The organism is Acidisoma cellulosilyticum, assembly GCF_020621385.1.
GTDB lineage: Bacteria > Pseudomonadota > Alphaproteobacteria > Acetobacterales > Acetobacteraceae > Acidisoma > Acidisoma cellulosilyticum.
Genome location: NZ_JAESVA010000010.1, coordinates 1 through 15,048, shown reverse-complemented (window position 1 = coordinate 15,048; position 15,048 = coordinate 1). Strand labels below are relative to the sequence as shown.

Annotated in this window: 22 protein-coding genes; 10 read left to right on the top strand and 12 right to left on the bottom strand. The window is 62.5% G+C overall.

Annotated elements, in window-relative coordinates; all coding sequences use genetic code 11:
* The first annotated feature begins 75 nt into the window (after window positions 1-75).
* The 4 genes from ACELLULO517_RS21880 (at window position 76) to ACELLULO517_RS21865 (ending at window position 2,296) form a co-directional block, all read left to right on the top strand.
* A complete protein-coding gene (locus ACELLULO517_RS21880; protein ID WP_227309560.1) occupies window positions 76-666 on the top strand; it encodes a hypothetical protein in 591 nt (196 codons plus the stop codon).
* Between the two features lie 58 nt (window positions 667-724).
* Complete coding sequence (locus ACELLULO517_RS21875) at window positions 725-934, top strand: hypothetical protein (protein WP_227309559.1); 210 nt, start codon at window positions 725-727, stop codon at window positions 932-934.
* A 184-nt stretch (window positions 935-1,118) separates the two neighbouring features.
* Entirely contained in the window at window positions 1,119-1,700 is a 582-nt protein-coding gene (locus ACELLULO517_RS21870; RefSeq protein ID WP_227309558.1) for a Uma2 family endonuclease, read from the top strand.
* The gene (locus tag ACELLULO517_RS21865; RefSeq protein WP_227309557.1) at window positions 1,700-2,296 is read left to right on the top strand and encodes a Uma2 family endonuclease; all 597 of its coding nucleotides are present in this window, start codon (window positions 1,700-1,702) and stop codon (window positions 2,294-2,296) included. Before ACELLULO517_RS21870 ends, ACELLULO517_RS21865 begins: the two co-directional genes overlap by 1 nt.
* A 36-nt stretch (window positions 2,297-2,332) precedes the next feature.
* Here ACELLULO517_RS21865 and ACELLULO517_RS21860 read toward each other — a convergent pair whose 3' ends face one another.
* Entirely contained in the window at window positions 2,333-2,614 is a 282-nt protein-coding gene (locus tag ACELLULO517_RS21860; RefSeq protein WP_227309556.1) for a hypothetical protein, read from the bottom strand.
* Between the two features lie 277 nt (window positions 2,615-2,891).
* On the opposite strand from ACELLULO517_RS21860, the gene ACELLULO517_RS21855 reads away from it, so the two are divergent.
* Window positions 2,892-3,296: a GFA family protein gene (locus ACELLULO517_RS21855; RefSeq protein ID WP_227309555.1), complete on the top strand. Its 405-nt coding sequence runs from the start codon at window positions 2,892-2,894 to the stop codon at window positions 3,294-3,296.
* Window positions 3,297-3,458: 162 nt separating this feature from the next.
* Here ACELLULO517_RS21855 and ACELLULO517_RS21850 read toward each other — a convergent pair whose 3' ends face one another.
* Both ACELLULO517_RS21850 and ACELLULO517_RS21845 read right to left on the bottom strand, forming a co-directional pair.
* A complete protein-coding gene (locus tag ACELLULO517_RS21850; protein ID WP_227309554.1) occupies window positions 3,459-3,806 on the bottom strand; it encodes a WGR domain-containing protein in 348 nt (115 codons plus the stop codon).
* Window positions 3,807-3,835: 29 nt separating this feature from the next.
* Complete coding sequence (locus ACELLULO517_RS21845; protein ID WP_227309553.1) at window positions 3,836-4,021, bottom strand: hypothetical protein; 186 nt, start codon at window positions 4,019-4,021, stop codon at window positions 3,836-3,838.
* A gap of 455 nt (window positions 4,022-4,476) precedes the next feature.
* Between ACELLULO517_RS21845 and ssb the strand changes: the two genes are divergently transcribed.
* A complete protein-coding gene (gene ssb / locus ACELLULO517_RS21840) occupies window positions 4,477-4,929 on the top strand; it encodes a single-stranded DNA-binding protein (RefSeq protein WP_227309552.1) in 453 nt (150 codons plus the stop codon).
* Between the two features lie 592 nt (window positions 4,930-5,521).
* Complete coding sequence (locus ACELLULO517_RS21835) at window positions 5,522-5,671, top strand: hypothetical protein (RefSeq protein WP_227309551.1); 150 nt, start codon at window positions 5,522-5,524, stop codon at window positions 5,669-5,671.
* A 118-nt stretch (window positions 5,672-5,789) separates the two neighbouring features.
* Here the strand turns inward: ACELLULO517_RS21835 and ACELLULO517_RS21830 are convergent, their stop codons facing one another.
* From ACELLULO517_RS21830 to ACELLULO517_RS21820, 3 genes are all read right to left on the bottom strand, one after another.
* Complete coding sequence (locus ACELLULO517_RS21830) at window positions 5,790-6,533, bottom strand: DUF5677 domain-containing protein (RefSeq protein WP_227309550.1); 744 nt, start codon at window positions 6,531-6,533, stop codon at window positions 5,790-5,792.
* 43 nt (window positions 6,534-6,576) lie between these two features.
* Window positions 6,577-7,245, bottom strand: coding sequence for an SOS response-associated peptidase (locus ACELLULO517_RS21825; RefSeq protein WP_227309549.1), 669 nt, complete (start codon window positions 7,243-7,245; stop codon window positions 6,577-6,579).
* A gap of 190 nt (window positions 7,246-7,435) precedes the next feature.
* Entirely contained in the window at window positions 7,436-8,107 is a 672-nt protein-coding gene (locus ACELLULO517_RS21820; protein ID WP_227309548.1) for a hypothetical protein, read from the bottom strand.
* Between the two features lie 222 nt (window positions 8,108-8,329).
* Here ACELLULO517_RS21820 and ACELLULO517_RS21815 point away from each other — a divergent pair, with 222 nt between their 5' ends.
* Window positions 8,330-8,719 (top strand): hypothetical protein, encoded by a 390-nt coding sequence (locus ACELLULO517_RS21815; protein WP_227309547.1) that lies wholly within the window; start codon window positions 8,330-8,332, stop codon window positions 8,717-8,719.
* A gap of 470 nt (window positions 8,720-9,189) precedes the next feature.
* Here the strand turns inward: ACELLULO517_RS21815 and ACELLULO517_RS21810 are convergent, their stop codons facing one another.
* Complete coding sequence (locus ACELLULO517_RS21810; RefSeq protein WP_227309546.1) at window positions 9,190-9,834, bottom strand: nuclease-related domain-containing protein; 645 nt, start codon at window positions 9,832-9,834, stop codon at window positions 9,190-9,192.
* Between the two features lie 345 nt (window positions 9,835-10,179).
* Here ACELLULO517_RS21810 and ACELLULO517_RS21805 point away from each other — a divergent pair, with 345 nt between their 5' ends.
* Window positions 10,180-10,356, top strand: coding sequence for a hypothetical protein (locus tag ACELLULO517_RS21805; RefSeq protein ID WP_227309545.1), 177 nt, complete (start codon window positions 10,180-10,182; stop codon window positions 10,354-10,356).
* 165 nt (window positions 10,357-10,521) lie between these two features.
* Here ACELLULO517_RS21805 and ACELLULO517_RS21800 read toward each other — a convergent pair whose 3' ends face one another.
* The 5 genes from ACELLULO517_RS21800 to ACELLULO517_RS21780 form a co-directional block, all read right to left on the bottom strand.
* Complete coding sequence (locus ACELLULO517_RS21800) at window positions 10,522-10,743, bottom strand: hypothetical protein (RefSeq protein ID WP_227309544.1); 222 nt, start codon at window positions 10,741-10,743, stop codon at window positions 10,522-10,524.
* Window positions 10,744-10,775: 32 nt separating this feature from the next.
* Window positions 10,776-11,177 carry a hypothetical protein gene (locus ACELLULO517_RS21795; protein ID WP_227309543.1) on the bottom strand — a complete coding sequence of 134 codons (402 nt, stop codon included), beginning with the start codon at window positions 11,175-11,177 and terminating at the stop codon, window positions 10,776-10,778.
* A gap of 12 nt (window positions 11,178-11,189) precedes the next feature.
* Window positions 11,190-11,990: a hypothetical protein gene (locus tag ACELLULO517_RS21790; protein ID WP_227309542.1), complete on the bottom strand. Its 801-nt coding sequence runs from the start codon at window positions 11,988-11,990 to the stop codon at window positions 11,190-11,192.
* A 62-nt stretch (window positions 11,991-12,052) separates the two neighbouring features.
* A complete protein-coding gene (locus tag ACELLULO517_RS21785) occupies window positions 12,053-12,664 on the bottom strand; it encodes a hypothetical protein (RefSeq protein WP_227309541.1) in 612 nt (203 codons plus the stop codon).
* Window positions 12,664-13,470, bottom strand: coding sequence for an FAD-binding oxidoreductase (locus ACELLULO517_RS21780; RefSeq protein WP_227309540.1), 807 nt, complete (start codon window positions 13,468-13,470; stop codon window positions 12,664-12,666). Before ACELLULO517_RS21780 ends, ACELLULO517_RS21785 begins: the two co-directional genes overlap by 1 nt.
* Before the next feature lie 945 nt (window positions 13,471-14,415).
* Here ACELLULO517_RS21780 and ACELLULO517_RS21775 point away from each other — a divergent pair.
* Window positions 14,416-15,048, top strand: a 633-nt coding sequence (locus ACELLULO517_RS21775) for a BRO-N domain-containing protein (RefSeq protein WP_227309539.1), incomplete at its 3' end; no start/stop codon positions are given.

The following is a 15,048-nucleotide window of genomic DNA, read 5'->3' as shown; positions in this document are numbered from 1 at the left end:
GGTCGATCCGCACCGAGGCGGAAGAGCAGGACATCGGGTTCTGCAATCCCCCGGCTTTGTAGAGAGATCAGTCAGATGGCCCAGAAGAACGCTCAGAAGTCCGCTTCCCAGCCCGCTCGCGCCCCGCAAACGCAACAGCCGATCACCCTCGAACTCGTCGCCCTTCTCACCCCAACCCCCGTCCAGGCCGATAAGCTGAGCGCCGCCTTCGGCCTCGATCCGGTCGATTTCGACAGCGTGTGCGAAGCCACCGATGAGCAGTTCACCCTGTCCGCCAAGGCCCTGCACCCCACCGTCAACGAGACAGCCCTGAAGATCCACCTCCAGCGCATCGTCGGCGCCTTCGTCGGTTCCGCCCACGGCGCCGCCACCTTCTACTCCAACAAGGTCACGGTCGCCCGCGAGCTGACCATGAAGCTCGCCAATGAGGATCGGGACGAAGATCGGGACGGCGTGTCCGGGTTCGACAGCAGAGCGGCACGCGCCCGCGAATTCGCCGCCCAGTCCGGCCTCACCGCCTTCGCCCTCTACGCGGCAGCGTCCGGCGCCGTTCACGCCTTCAAGGAGCTGACCGGCGAGGAATGGAAGCCCTACGTGGCCCCGACCGCACCGTCCCGCAGCGTTAGCGCCCAGGCCACAGCCGCCCAGATGGACGCCCTGGGCTGAGAAGGGCAGGCGGGGGCCTTCGGGTCCCCGCCTTTTCCGCTTCACGAAGGAGACCCCCATGTCCAGCTTCGTCTATGGCCCAAGCGCCACCGTCGAGCCCGAGGGCTTCGAACTCGAAAGCGCCACCTGGCACCAGCCCTGCCCGAACTGCCCTGCCCAAGCCTTCGCCTGGCGCCACGAGGTCGCGGAAGGCTCGATCAACATCTACCGCGGCCTGCGCTGCAACGCGTGCGGCCATTTCCAGGGCACTCTACCAGGCGACCCATGAGGACGCCCAACCGCAGAGGTGGCACGCTCGGGCGCGCAGCGCAGGCCCGCTCGCCTGCAGGGCTTCGCCCCACAGCCTGCGCAGACCAGCGCCGCTGCCTCGCATGCCGGCGCTACGCGCCTGATTTCATTTCCAGTTCTCGAAAAGGAAGCCAAACATGCCAGCCCATGCTAATACTGAGCCCATGAACGCGCCCCTTCGCAAAGCATGGACACAGGAAGAGTTCTTCTCCTGGGCGGAACGCCAGGAGCCGCGGTACGAATTCGACGGTTTCCAGCCCGTCGCCATGACAGGCGGCACCATCAATCACGACCGCATAACCCGGAAACTCAACCGCAGCCTCGACGCCCGCCTCGGCAACGGACCATGCGAACCACTCGGACCTAACGCCGGCGTCGAGACGGCCGGAAGGGCAGTTCGGTATCCCGACGCGCTCGTCACCTGCTCGAAGGTTGAGGGAGAAGGATACCTCGTCCCCGGTGTCGTCGTCGTCTTCGAGGTCATCAGCCCCTCGTCAAGCCGCATCGACCGCATCGTCAAACTCCGTGAATACGCCGCGATCCCGTCCATTCGCCGCTACGTCATCCTCGAATCAACAACCATCGCCCTGACCGTGTTCGAGCGCTCCGGTTCAGACGAGATGTGGCGCGCTGCTCCCCTCACCAAGGATGATATCCTCCGGATGCCCGAAATCGGCATCGAGATTCCCGTCGCCGAATTCTACGACGGCATGACTTTCCCCGACGATGAGGTGGCGAGCGCTTAATGGCACCCGGCACTCACAGGGCGCCTGGGGGGGAACCTTCGACACAAGAAGACTTCTTCCCCTGGGCCCAAGCCCGGGACATCGGATACGAATTCGATGGGTGCCAGCCCGTCGCCATACCCGGCTGGACCGTTGGCCATAGCCTCATAGGCGGCAACATCGCCTACGCATTGGATAAACGCCTGCGCGGCAGTCCATGTCAGGCCTTCCGCCTCGGCGTGGGAGTCCAAACAATCAACAAAGCCGTGCGTTACCCCGACGCCCTCGTCACGTGCTCACAAGTAGACGCAGCGGCATACCTGGTTTCCGCCGCCGGCATGGTCTTCGAAGTCGTTGGTCCCGGCTCCGACCACATCGATCGCATCATCAAGGTCCGCGAATACGCCGCCGTCCCTTCCATCCGCCGTTACGTCATTGTCGAGTCATCCAGCATTGGCTTGATGGTGCTCGACAGGCAATCATCCGATGAGGTCTGGAAAACGACCGTCCTGACCGCCGACGACATCCTCCGTATGCCCGAAATCAGCATCGAAATCCCCGTCTCCGAATTCTACGACGGTATCGATTTCACCGATCAGGATAACCGGCAAGCGTAAGCTTGCCTGAGAGCTGGCAATGGTTCTGCGGATTTCTCACAGCAGGCTGGCCTCCGGGTCGATAATCGTCATGCTGTTCGCCGCGGCAAGTGGGTCGGCATGAATAAAGCGGTCTTCGTCCTGACGACGATCGGCGTTGCAGTCGCTCTCCCAATACTCTTTCCGATCGCAATCATTCAGCACGGCCGCGACCAGCGACGCATCCGCGCCAGCGCTGAAAATACCCGGTGTGACCATTGTGGGGTAATACTGGGCGCCGCATCGTTGCAGCGCGCCGATGCCGCCTGGAGCCAACATGTGGCCATCTTGCGCACCCATCCTACTATTCGGTTTCGCCTGGTGCGCCACATCTACGCCATATGCTCGGCATGCGGAACACAGTTTGAATTCGATGCCGCGCGCGGAGTGTTCTTCTTGGCCGACGTTGGCAAAATGCTTGTCGCGACTGGTTGAACTCCCGCCGGTTTGGGTTTTTACAGGGGCTAGTGGTAAAAACCTGACGCTTGGTACACTGGCGCGGCCGAGCCGGAAGCGTGATGAATGTGGAAATCGAACGACCTCTACCAAGCGAGAGGCTCTGCTGAGGATAATGACGATGTTGAAGCTCTCCTGCCTCTGCGGCCAAGTCCGCATCGAAATCCCAAAGCGACCGGACTTCATCAACGAATGCAACTGCACGCTTTGTAGCAAATCGGGCGCCCGCTGGGCCTATTCCCATCCGTCGGAAGTCAGCGTCGTGGGAACGACGAAGGGATATAGCCGGGAAGACAAGGAAGACCCGGCTGCAGAAATCCATTTCTGTCCAAATTGTGGTTCAACAACACATTTTAATTTGACCGCAAGCGCCGTATCGAAGTTCGGCAACGTCCAGATGGGCGTCAATATGCGTTTGGCGGATGAGAAGGACCTCGCCGGAATAGAATTGCGCTATCCTGACGGACGAGCTTGGTCGGGCAAGGGCGCCTTCGGCTATGTGCAGGAGGCTCGGATCATTGGCTGATGAGTGGGTTCGGAATGAGCGCTTTCCGATGAGTGTCGGTCGGTCTTGAACGACCGCAATTGAGCGCAAGTGAACATCTCGCGTTTGGGTACCAAGTGTCAGATTTTGACCACTAGGGCGCGTCCCTTCGCTCCGCTCCGGGCCAGGCTCTATTCGCTGCGCTCACCGAGCCCCTGCGGGTCTCGGCCGTTCCGGTAACGATCCTTCGCGCAAGACCTTCGCGATCTCTGAATCTCCGCCGTCAAAGCCGCGCATTTCGATGATGCGATAGGCAGCGCCGCAGCGCTTCATTGACCCCCGGCGGCGGGTCATCGCACTCGCCAGAAATCGGTCGGCCGCAGCGTCGTCCGGAACCATGCGGCAGATCGTCCGGCCACTCGTCCCGGCCCGCCCGAAGGTCACGCTCACCACGCACGCCCCGAACAGATCCCGCTCGATGCGGCAGACCCAGGAACGGTTCACATTCCGCTCGGTGTTCACCGCCCGCAGCATGACGAACCGATCCTGCATTCTCCTGATCCCCTCGTGCGACTTTCGATTCAGCAGAATCGCACGATCATTCCCAGCCGTACAGCGCGGATCGAAGATTTTCTTCGGTCGGAACCGCTTTCGGCCGGGGCATCGTCGGGGCGCGCCCGGCATGCCTTCGTATTGCGATCGCCCTTGGCGGCGATCTCTCCGCGAACCTTCCGGCCGCCGGCCACGCCCACGTTCGGCATTGCCATGCGGGGCACCGGGCGCCGCTGTGCCCAGTCTCTCGCGGCCGGCGCCGGCGACAGGGAGGGCGCTCGCCCGGATCCATTGGCGGTGAGAGACGGAGCCCGGTCGAGCCGTCATGGGGTCGAGCTGCACGCTGGTCTTCTCGAGACCACCCAACCTCACTCCTTTGGACCCGAACGGGAGGGAGACGGTGACGCGGTTCTGGACCTCTCGGGAGGGTGCTGCGGTCTAGACCGGCCGTCGCTGGCGCTTCAATCCCCGCTTTGCCGTCCAGGCGCCAAGGCGCCTGTTCTGACGGGCAAAGCGCCTCCGGTTCGAACGGCACCGGGTCGCTGCGCTCCCGCACCACTGCCGTTCTCAGGGATTTCCGCACGCTCCTGGCCAGTCCCATCGACCGCACCCCGAGAGGTCGGAACCGGCGCCGCCGGCTCACCTCCGAAGGTTTTTAGGAGTGAAGAAGATGGCTGGATCGAAGAACAAAGTGAACCTGCTCGGCCACGTCGGCATCGACCCCGAGATCCGCACCGTCAGCAACGGCAACCGCGTCGCAAGCTTCTCCCTCGCCACCAGCGATAGCTGGCGCGACAGCAACAGCGGCGAGCGGGTCGAGCGCACCGAATGGCACCGCATCGTGGTCTGGAACCAGGGCCTGGTGAAGATCGTCGAGAAATACGTCACCAAAGGCAGCAAGCTCGACCTCGAAGGCAAGCTGCGGACCCGCAAATGGGTCGATAACGCCGGCAACGAGCGCTACACGACCGAAATCCACCTTGAAAACTACGCCGGTGAGCTGGTCCTGCTCGATGCGCCCTCCACCAATCGCCAGAGCCGCCGCGAGGACGATCGCGAGCCGGTCGGTGTCGGCGGCCGCCCGCCCGTCGATGAACTCGATCGGGACGAAATCCCCTTCTGACTCTGCCACACCAAAGCGCCGGTTCCCTCGCGGGGCCGGCGTTTTCTGCGTTCCAGCTTCGGCCGGCCTTTTGGGGGGTGGATTCAAGGAGTGGGGCACGCTCGCGTGCGCAGCGCAGGGCCGCTCGCCTGCAGGGCTTCGCCCCACAGCCTCCCGCAGCCCGGCGCCGCTACCTCGCATGCCGGCGCTGCGCGCCTGGTTCACAGCCTCATCTCGAAAAGGAAGCCAAACATGACATCCCTCTGAGCAGGCTCGCCGAGAGGCCGCGGACAGCGGACCTGCTTAGGTTTCGCGACGCCGAACAACCTTGGCGTCTCCCGCCGCGCAGACGCGCGTCAGACGGGGGAGATGGATGACCATCTCCCCCAACAAAGTGCCACCTATAGCGCAACAGGGCTGGCTCAGTCGCAGGTCCGAAGATGCAGGACTCCCTTGCCATGGCAACATCGTTGCCCGTCTCGCTGCCGAGACTCGTCGAGGCTCCCCAGAGCCCCGCCGACCGCCTAGACCACAGTCCGAGCGTGTAATATGGATATTCTGGATGGAGAGGCGTCATGCGAGAATTCACCACCGCCGAACCCGGTTCGTCCTCATGAGCATCGATGAATTTAATAAACTCTCCAAGGACCGGCCAGGTGATGCCCGCACGGCCTTCACCCTGGAGACCATACCGCCCGAAATCGAGGACGGCATTCTGGCACTCGCCGATCAATTCGAGCGGGACCAGGGCCATGACGGATGACCCCATCCGCCGGGACGAAATCCCCTTCCGACTCTACCGCACCAAAGCGCGGCTACCTCGCATGCCGGCGCTACGCGCCAATCGAGTGAGGCTCAGCATCAGGCGAGGCGGGTGAGCGCTAACCGGCTATTCGTGATTGTGCCTGCAATTCGACGATCCGGGCCGCCATAGCGTTCCGGATACTCAATCCCTCCGGCGAGGACAGACACTCGATGAACGAATCTAACGTGTGCATCATCGCGGCAACTGTGAAGAACAAGTTCGTAACGAGTTCTCCATCGTCTTCGACCACCTCAACAGAAATCTCCAGCTCTCCCGTCGTGTCATCTCTCACGAAATGCCGCAGGAGCGCTGTTGAAGATGGATGTGCCGCGCTCATGCTAAGCCGGCGAAATTCCGCATAGTCCTCACTGGCGCCATCCAATGATTGCCCGTCTTTGGCGTTGATCCGTTTTCCACCCTTCCCAAGTTTGATGCGCTCTTCAATCTCGGCACGCGTGCTTAGGTCCGTGGTCCCAGCGACCAACACACTCGCAAAGCTGGCTTCATTATATCGCCCATCATCCCAGATCGCTTTCGCGAAAGCCGGCCCTTCATGCGCCAACCTTCTGAGCCAAATGGAATTCTCGAAACATGAGCGCTGCAGCGTTTGGGCCTCTATGATGAGACCTTGCTGATAGAGGCTCATTGCGCCCTTGAAATTCGTGATCGTGCGGCAAAAGAGCAGAAAGGCGAATAGGTCGGGATTCTCATCAAGCGGCTCAGTCAATTCGACCTTGGTTTGACTTAAAAGCGACAAACAATCATCCCTCAAATCAGCCGCTAAGCTAAACCACTTCGATATCAACTCACCTTGGGACATGATAATCCTTTGTGGGGTCGCCCTATGCTAGATGATTTCATGCTCATACATCACCGTGCCGAAACGGCACTTCCGGCCCGGAGACGTAGGCGACATTGAACTGGTCGATGCTCTCAGGACCGAGGAGCGGTAGCGGATCGGCTTGCAAATCCAGCCATGTTGACCAGTCGCTCTGCCGAAGCACGACCGGCGCCCGGTCATGGTAGGCGTTCAGCATAGATCCGGCCGGCTGCGTGATGATGGTGTAGCTTTCGATCTCGCCGGCATCCGTCGTCACGCAGCGGTCCCAGAGGCCCGCGAAGCAGATCGGCGCGTCGTCGTTCGGCGTAAAACGCCATTTGGTCTTTTGGCCCTTCTCGCCGGTCCATTCGTGCCACCCTTCTGCGGCAACCAAGCACCGACGCTGTTTGAAGGCGTCGCGGAAGGTCCGACTTTTCGCGACTGTCTCGGCGCGCGCGTTAAAAGTCGCCAGCTTGAATTCCTTCAGGGTGCCTTTGTGCCACCAGGGCACCAACCACCACCTCGCGCTCACCATCTCAACCCCGTCTTCGCGGCGGCGAAAGACTGGCGCTGTGACGGTCGGCCGGACCTCGGGCTGTGGCTCGAGGTTCGGCGCCGCATGGGGCTCCGGAAAGCGCAGCGGCAGCCGGATGTGGGTGAATTCCTCCACATAGCTCCGATAGGTCTTAGTGCGCTGGTAATTGGAACACATGCCGTTTCTGTAGCACGACTGCGGGTGCCAGCTAGGCTCTCCTCGCTGCGCTCTCCGAGCCCCTCAAGGGTCTCGGCCCACCGGGTCACGATCCTTTGCGCATGTGGCACCGGGAGATAATCGTACCCTCCAGCGCCGGCCGGCCACGAGCCAGGCAAGGTCGCTGACTTGCCTCCCAAGGCGGCCGCACTCAGATCTCATCGAAATCCCGCGACATGCGGACTTCTTCCGCAAACGTGATCACCTCGTCCACGATGACCTTTGCGCCGTCAGCGTCGAAGCAGCCTTGGCGGAAACGCGGCAGTTCAAGAAACTCGCAAGACCTGATGCTGTAGAACCAGCTTCCACGCCACAATGAATCCCGAATGGAAACGCGACCATCTGGGATCTCCACCAGCTTTCGAACTCGCGTTCCGATAATCCTTCGGCCCCTATAACAGACGACGACAAGCAAGGTCGTCGGCCAAAGATCCCTGTAGGCGGCGACACTCTTGCGAGAAAGCCGGACGGTTCGAAGCGTCAATCCGTCGGCGGAGAAGTCCCGCTCGGTCCGAAACTTGACCTCGACCGGAAATATGTCCCGCACGCCACGCGCATTGAGATCTCGCGATATCGCCAGGAAGTCGGGCAGAAAGCGAAGCCGCGCAACCAGCTCCAAATTCTGGTCCATGGCGTCCTTGTGACCCGCCACACGCGGGTCCGGCAGAAGGTCTTCGTGGAGGGCGTCGATCGTGCCCGGCAGCAGATGCTCAATTCCCATGCGATGCATCGTGAAGCCGCTCGCCTCGAAATAGGCCCGAATCGCCTCCTCGGCGAATTCCCCGATCAGCTTGTCATCCTCAAAGACAGCACGCTCAGCCATCCCGCCCTCTCAATCCGCCGGCTCGGGCCGCGGGTCATAAGCTGCACGCTTACCAGGGTCAAAGGGTGGGTCCTCGCCATGCTCGGCCGAGGCCTGCGCGTGGCTCTGGTCCCGCTAACGCGCCTTTGACCCGTGCCGCTGCACAGCTTCCAGAAGACCCGCCCGAGCGCGGCTAGCGGATTGAAGGCGGCGCAAAGGTCATGGTCAACAATGGAGGCGAAAATGACCGGAGCAATCGAGAAGGCAAAGGCCGGAATCTTTTACATCGACGATCTCACGGCCGAACAGCGCCTTGCGCTGACACAGAAATGTAACGAAGCCTACGCGCGGGCCCTCCTGCGCAGGCTCCGGGCTGCCATCCAGTTCGCTCAGGCCGAGCCAGACACGCGTCCTGTTTATGACGAAGACACGGGTGAATTCGGCCCGCAGCAGGATTATCACGTCAGACAGCCCGTCCGCTCCCTGATCGACACCGCAATGGAGTGCCCGATCTGCTCGTTGATTCTCAAGGAACTCGGCTGGACCGAAGATATGCGCTATGCCGACTGGGATACGATGCTCCAGCACCTACCTGCTGAGCGCATTCAGCCGCTGCCCTGGCCCGGGACGTGAAGGCTGCGCCCTCGGTTCCGCCAGTAGGTGGCCCTCAACTGCCACGGCCGAAGGGCTCGACGATCAACCAGTTCGAACTTGCCGTGTATGGCTTGATTGCTACGATGCTCGACCGAGCAGCGCTTCTCTGCCGAATGCTGGAGCTGTGATGTCCAATCCCTACGCTAGAGCTGCGATGAATGTCATAAGCCTATTCATGACGTTGGTCGGTTGCTGGAAGATGGGTCGGCTGTATCTGCGAAGCCGTCGAGAGGCTGGGTTTAACTGGCGCAAGGGGCGGGAGCCTATCATAGCGCTGGTTTGGGTTTGGGCGGCTCTCGCAATCCACTTTGCCTTTGGCGTGGTGTGATCCTAGAGGATCGTTGATTGGGCGGGTGCTGCTGCGCGGCGGTCGTCCTCCCGGTCGCCCCACGCGATTTCGATCCACAGAATTGCACGATCATCCCGTGTCGTAGAGCGCTGCGCTCAATTTATTTTCGTCTCGATCGCCCCACTAGCCAAGCGATATGATCGGTCTGCCGCTCGGGGCTGCGGGCCGCCTCTCGACTGAGTGCGGCCCAGGCCCGTTGCATCTTCGGGCGTTTCCCATGGTCGCCGCGCGCGCCATCCTTCAGCACGGCGGTCAGATCCGCCGCCGGCACAACATGCGCCCGCAACGCCGGAGCAAAGCGCGCGTGCCCGGCACTCACCACCAAACCCCAGACCGGCACCTCTCGATCGCCGATCGCCCGCTCGACGGCGGTGACATGTGCGCGGTTCTGAGTCACCGCATTCGGCATCGCTACGGTCTCGTTGCCTCGACCATGGCGCGTACATAATGGGGCTTGCGCCGCTCCCTGGATGAACCCCGACCAGGTCTTCACCTCGAGTACCACCAGCGCGCCCGGCGCCCGCGCAATCACGTCGATTTCAGTCGATCTTCCGCGCTCGCGAAGCACGACGTTGCGCAGCACCGGCCAACCCATGTCGCGAAGCGCCCCAGCCACCAATGCCTCACCCAGCGCGCCAATAGCGGCAGCGCGGTCAGGCTGTGTCTCCTGGGCATCCACCTCGCCGGCCTCTCGGCGGCGCTTGAAGCGGGACAACCATGCCTCGATTACGGTTTCAGCACCCATCCACGGCCCTCCATCCCGCCAGGGTGGGCCATCGGATTGCGAACGGCGCGGGGGAGGGGAGGTAACGGCACCCGCGCAGCCCCACCCCACCAACAAAAGCTCGCCTGCTGATCTTCAAGTCTATCGCCGGGCAAGGTCGTGCCGCGTCAACCTTGCCCTGCGGGCACCCCTTCGGGGCCGCTCCAGTCCGGTCCTCGCCATGCTCGCCATGCTTGGCGCTGAAGTAGCGCCTGCGCGTGGCTGCGCGTGTCTCCGGTCCTCCCTCCGCGGAGGTTGACCCGTCCCGAAGCCCGTCGATCGCACTGCCTATCAGCAATTCCGCTGAAAAGATCGGAGACACGGGACATGACAAACCTCAACAACGGAACCATCGCCACGGACATTGACGCACACGCCGACAACGACGCTCTCACCGCCCAGGGCTACACCATCCGCCACATCGAAACCTACCATCTGGACTTCGACCACTCCTGCATCATCTGGGAAGCCCCGGCACTGACCGAGGCGGACCTCCCCTACTAAGCCCCGACACACGAAAGGCCGGCCCGGTCAGGGTCGGCCTTTTCGTCATGTCCCAACAGGGCGCGCTGGTGGAAACAACCCGCGCTTCGCGCGCCCTCCGGGCCTACGAGGCCGCGCGCCGCAAGCGGCGCTTTTTGGCGGCCTCTCCGGGGTGATGGATCAAGATTACAGTATGAACCCCGCGATCACCGCGATCACCAGGACCGCGCCACCCACCCCGATCTCCGCCATCTCCCTCGACCCGTGCCCGTTAAAGCTCGCAGCACCGATCAGAAATAGCGCCGCGCTCAGGATCATGAAGACGAACGGCGACGGCGGCCGAAGACGGAACCTCCGCTTCGGCCGCCGCTTCATGCTGGCCAATCCACTGCCGCTGATGTCGTCCATCCTGAGACACCCCCTCTACCTACGAAGCTGGATCATTGCTCGATGTGCGTTCCAAGCAGCCCATTCGACATTAACGATGGGATGCACTTTCCAGGACGCCCGTTCATCGCGTGCCACGGTTGGAGCTTGTCTGCCTCGATCCATCCCGGCTGGGCATTGAACTTGACGGCCACCACATAGCCCGCCTTCTCTTGTAGCGGCCAACGAACGAAAACGATCTCCGCCGGATAGCCAACAATTGGCGCGGTCGCGGATGGTGCCGAGCGGAGCGGCGGTAACTGGCTCTGTACGGTAGCTTGCAGAGCCTGGTCATCCAGCAGCATGCACTTCAAGCCGGGCTCCGGACGGAGCACGGTGAGTCCAGCGGCCTTGCTCGAAACCGGAGCAACACCAATCGCAGCCAATGCCGCGAGTAACATCCATTTCCTGCTCATTTCTCAAACCTCCTACGACATTACCGTCTGTGAAGCGGCGTTCCCGATCTTCGAACTCACCGACGCCTGCCACTGAGACACCGTCTCCGTTGACGAAATATTATTTCCCGCCATCGCAGCCGGGCTGATGTATTGGCTCATCAAGTCGGTTCCTTGCGCCTGTGCTATCTGTACCCCGGCATTGGGACCAAAATTGTAATAGGCACGCGCGTCAAGCACCGTGGGGTTGGTTATGCCATTGCTGGCCAGCGCCGTGTTCGCCTGCATCAAATATCCCGACGCGGCTACGGCCTCGGTCGCGGGGTCGCTCTGTCCCGCCGAGCCTTGAACAATTTGCGACGCCAACGCGGGATCGGCCGCGAGCGCGGTCTGCAACCCCTCCTGGAATGCGGCCGGCTGCATCTGGAACGCTCCCGTGGCGGTCCCGTTTGTGCCAGCATTGGTGCATCCGCTCTCGACAACGCATGTCGCCGCGAGGGCCGATGGGTTGACGCCCACCGCCTCCGCTTCCGACACGGCCTGAGCACCCCAGGACTGCCCGAGCATCGTATCCAGGGCGTCGCTGCTCCCTGCGCTGGAACTCGTCCCCGTTCCAGTGCCGGCGCCTGTCCCCGTCCCCGAAGTCGGGTCACCATCCCCGGCGAGCGGGTTGGTCGAACTCGTGATCGTCACTGTCGGTACGCCGGGCTCGGACGCATACGGCGTCACCTGAATCGGCACCTGCGCCATCGCGGAAAGACCGCTCCCGAGCACCACTGTCAGCGCGCTAACGGCAACGCCCGCGTGCCATAACCCCCTCTGTCCTGTTCGCATCGATCGTCCTCCTTTTCGAGACGACCAACCCTGGCGCGGATGACTGCGAACGGCGCGCCGAATCATTGCCCATCGATCTGACAATATAAATGCCCGGCCGCTTGGAGAGGGTGGAGCTGGCACGCCTCCATCCGCGACACCGTGTCATGGGTTTGCCATCGGGACAGGCCGTAGCCGCCGAGGAAGATTGCCAGCACAACCGCGCCCGCCGTCGCATACCGCCGACGCGCCACGTCCTTGTTCCAGCGTTGCTCACGAATGACCAACACCCTCTCCAGCCGCTCGGTGAACAACGGCATGGTCCGGTCGATCATCTGCAGGGTGACGGCTTCGTGCTCGGCCTTCGCCGCCAGTTCGACATTGCGGATTTGCGTCAAGGCTAGCTGCGCCGCCCGGTGTATCTCCTTCGCCCTCAAAAGGTCGGCCTCCGCAGCAATACGGCCTTCCCGCGAAGTCTGCTCGAACGCGCCATGAACAGAGGCCGTCAGCTTGCCCACGATCTCCAGCGCGCCCAGCATCGCTGAAATGAACCGGCCCTCCGGTTCATTCCAGCGCACCGCCCACTCCGCCGCCGCCGAGCGGACTTCCTCGGTCTGGCGACGAAACTCAGCCACCCAATCCTTCGGGCCTACGCCCTCGGAAGGTGCCGGCGTGATCGGCCCCGTGCTGTCCATCAGCTTGCCTCGCTCTCCTGCCCGTTGGCTGCCGCATGCGGCAGCCAATCGCGCGGGATGCTCGCGAAAAATTCCGGGACATCGCGGCTCCACCACCGATTGACCCGCGCCCGGTCGAACAGCGACAGGGGTTCTCCTCCCGGCTTCGCCTTACCATTCATCGCTTCCTGGAAGGTCAGCGCCCGATCCGTCACGGCCGACATGCAGGTCAGGGCGGGGAAGACCGCGACGCAAGCGCCATTGTCGGTCGCTTTCGTGATGACCCTATGCTCGGCGATCGGCTGGAACGCACCCTTCGTCGAGCGGCCGGACAGGACCAGGCCGCTGTTCAGCACGATGACCGAGGCGCTTGGCATGAACATGTCCGTCTCAGCGAACAGCTCCAAATAGTCCAGGTCGGCGGTTTCCGGGCCGATGCAGAATAGCCCGACTACCCGCACGGCGCTCCCCTCGATCGCCTCAAGCAGGGGGACCTCTTGAACCAGCCGCGAAAAGCCGGTCGCGCCGCCACCGACATCCAGCACCGCGTCATACCGGTGCTGGATCAGGTCCTCGAGGCGCCCCTCGATCCAAGCCTTGCCATCCTCGATCCCGGAATTGGGCACCGTCTCGGCATCCGGAAAAAAAACCGAGAGCGTGTGGCTCCGGTTCTGCTGATCCGCGTTCCAGACCCGGATCGGGTTCCCGTTCGCCCTGAAATACTGGACCGCCGTGTTCAGCATCGCGGTCTTCCCGACCCGCTGCCGCCCCAAGGCAATCCACAGGATCGGCAACCGATCCACCGGCTTCACATGTCCATCAGGCATAGTCTCTCTCCTCTCGGGTTTAACTCTCTTCAACGCTCATCACTCCGCGGCCTCCGACGCCCGTCGCCCAGCCACCAGTCGCCTTCCCCAAGCTTGTCCAAGGCAGCAGCCATCGATCCCCGCTTGGGGCGCCCTGTTACGATTTCGCTGCCGGCCGGCCCTGCGGTCGTCGCCGGCAGCGGCGGGGGATGGAATGGTGCTGGCACTGAGGCCGCCGTGCTCGGCGGTCTCAGATACGGGGGCACCTCTGCCCCGGCCGGCCTGAGATAGGCCGGGACCGGGATCTCCTGTTCCCGTAAGACGGTCGGCGACCAGTCCTTCGGAAAGCGGGAAGGGGGCTTCGGGCGGGGCGGCTTTGCCGCCGCCAAGACTTGACCCTCCTGATACGCCTTCCTCGCGCGCGCCCATGTCTTGCGAGCGGTCTCGGGGGTGGGGGGCTGTCCCTGCGTGTCGGTCAGGCCCCGTTTCGCCGCCTCGGCGCAGAAGCTCGGCCAATGAAAGCGCTCGAGCCGCGAGGCCTCAACCAACTCGTCGTGGTGCTTGACCATCCAGCGGAAAAGCGGCGAGCGTCGCTCGCTGCGCTTGACCGTCTTCAGGATCGCTTGGGTGTCGCGTCTTCGCACTGTCATGCCCCCAGGCTGAAGCGTGATTCTGCGAACGGCATTCTTTTTTGCGTCCCGCGCTCCCGCGAACGGGACAGAAGCGGGACGCTAACGCGACACAAGCGGGACGGAAACGGGACAGCAAAGTGGGATATATGGACCAATGCACCATCGGTGCTTTTTGTTCGGGCTTCCGGAAGGTAACGGGCGCGTGATCGCGTTGCCGGCCCGACCGTTCACAGCTCCGCGATCGTCTCTAAGAGGTCGCCGTTCGCATTTGTTCGCGGGAAAATGATTTCCGAAAACCGGAAAAAGGTTTCCGGGGAGCCCGGAGAAAGTCGGAATGAAACGCGAACATGCTTCTAGGAACAGCCAGAAATTGGCGCAGAGTGGATTAACCGAAGGACCACTAGATCAAGGGGTTAATGGCGCCACTCCGGATGAGAAGGTGGACCTTCGGGAAGCCGTGATCGGCGAATATCGCTTCCAGGGAACCTTGGTTCGGGCCTTTTATATCGCCGGATCGACCTGGTTCGTGGCATCTGAAGTCTGCGATGCGTTGGAGCTGACCAACTCGCGGATGATGGTAAAATCCCTTGATCCCGACGAGAGGGGGGTAAGCACTATAGACACCCCTGGCGGGGAGCAGACCGTCAACCTCATTACCGAGAGCGCCCTGTATGTCCTGATCTTCAAGTCACGGAAACCGCAGGCGAGGGCGTTCCGGAGATGGGTCACGGGCGAAGTCCTACCGCAGATCCGGCGCACCGGTTCGTACTCGGCAAATGGTCAGATCGGCCAAGACGGCTGCATCGTCCTACCCCCGCTCGATGGACGCACGCGATATGTGGTTGTGGGGTTGCCTGGGCAGCCGCCGCACATCCGGCGCACCGGTCCCGCGGAAATGCTGGCCGAGAACACCTCACTCGATGTCCAGGGTCTCTGCTACGCCCTGAAGGGCATCGAGGTCTGGTGG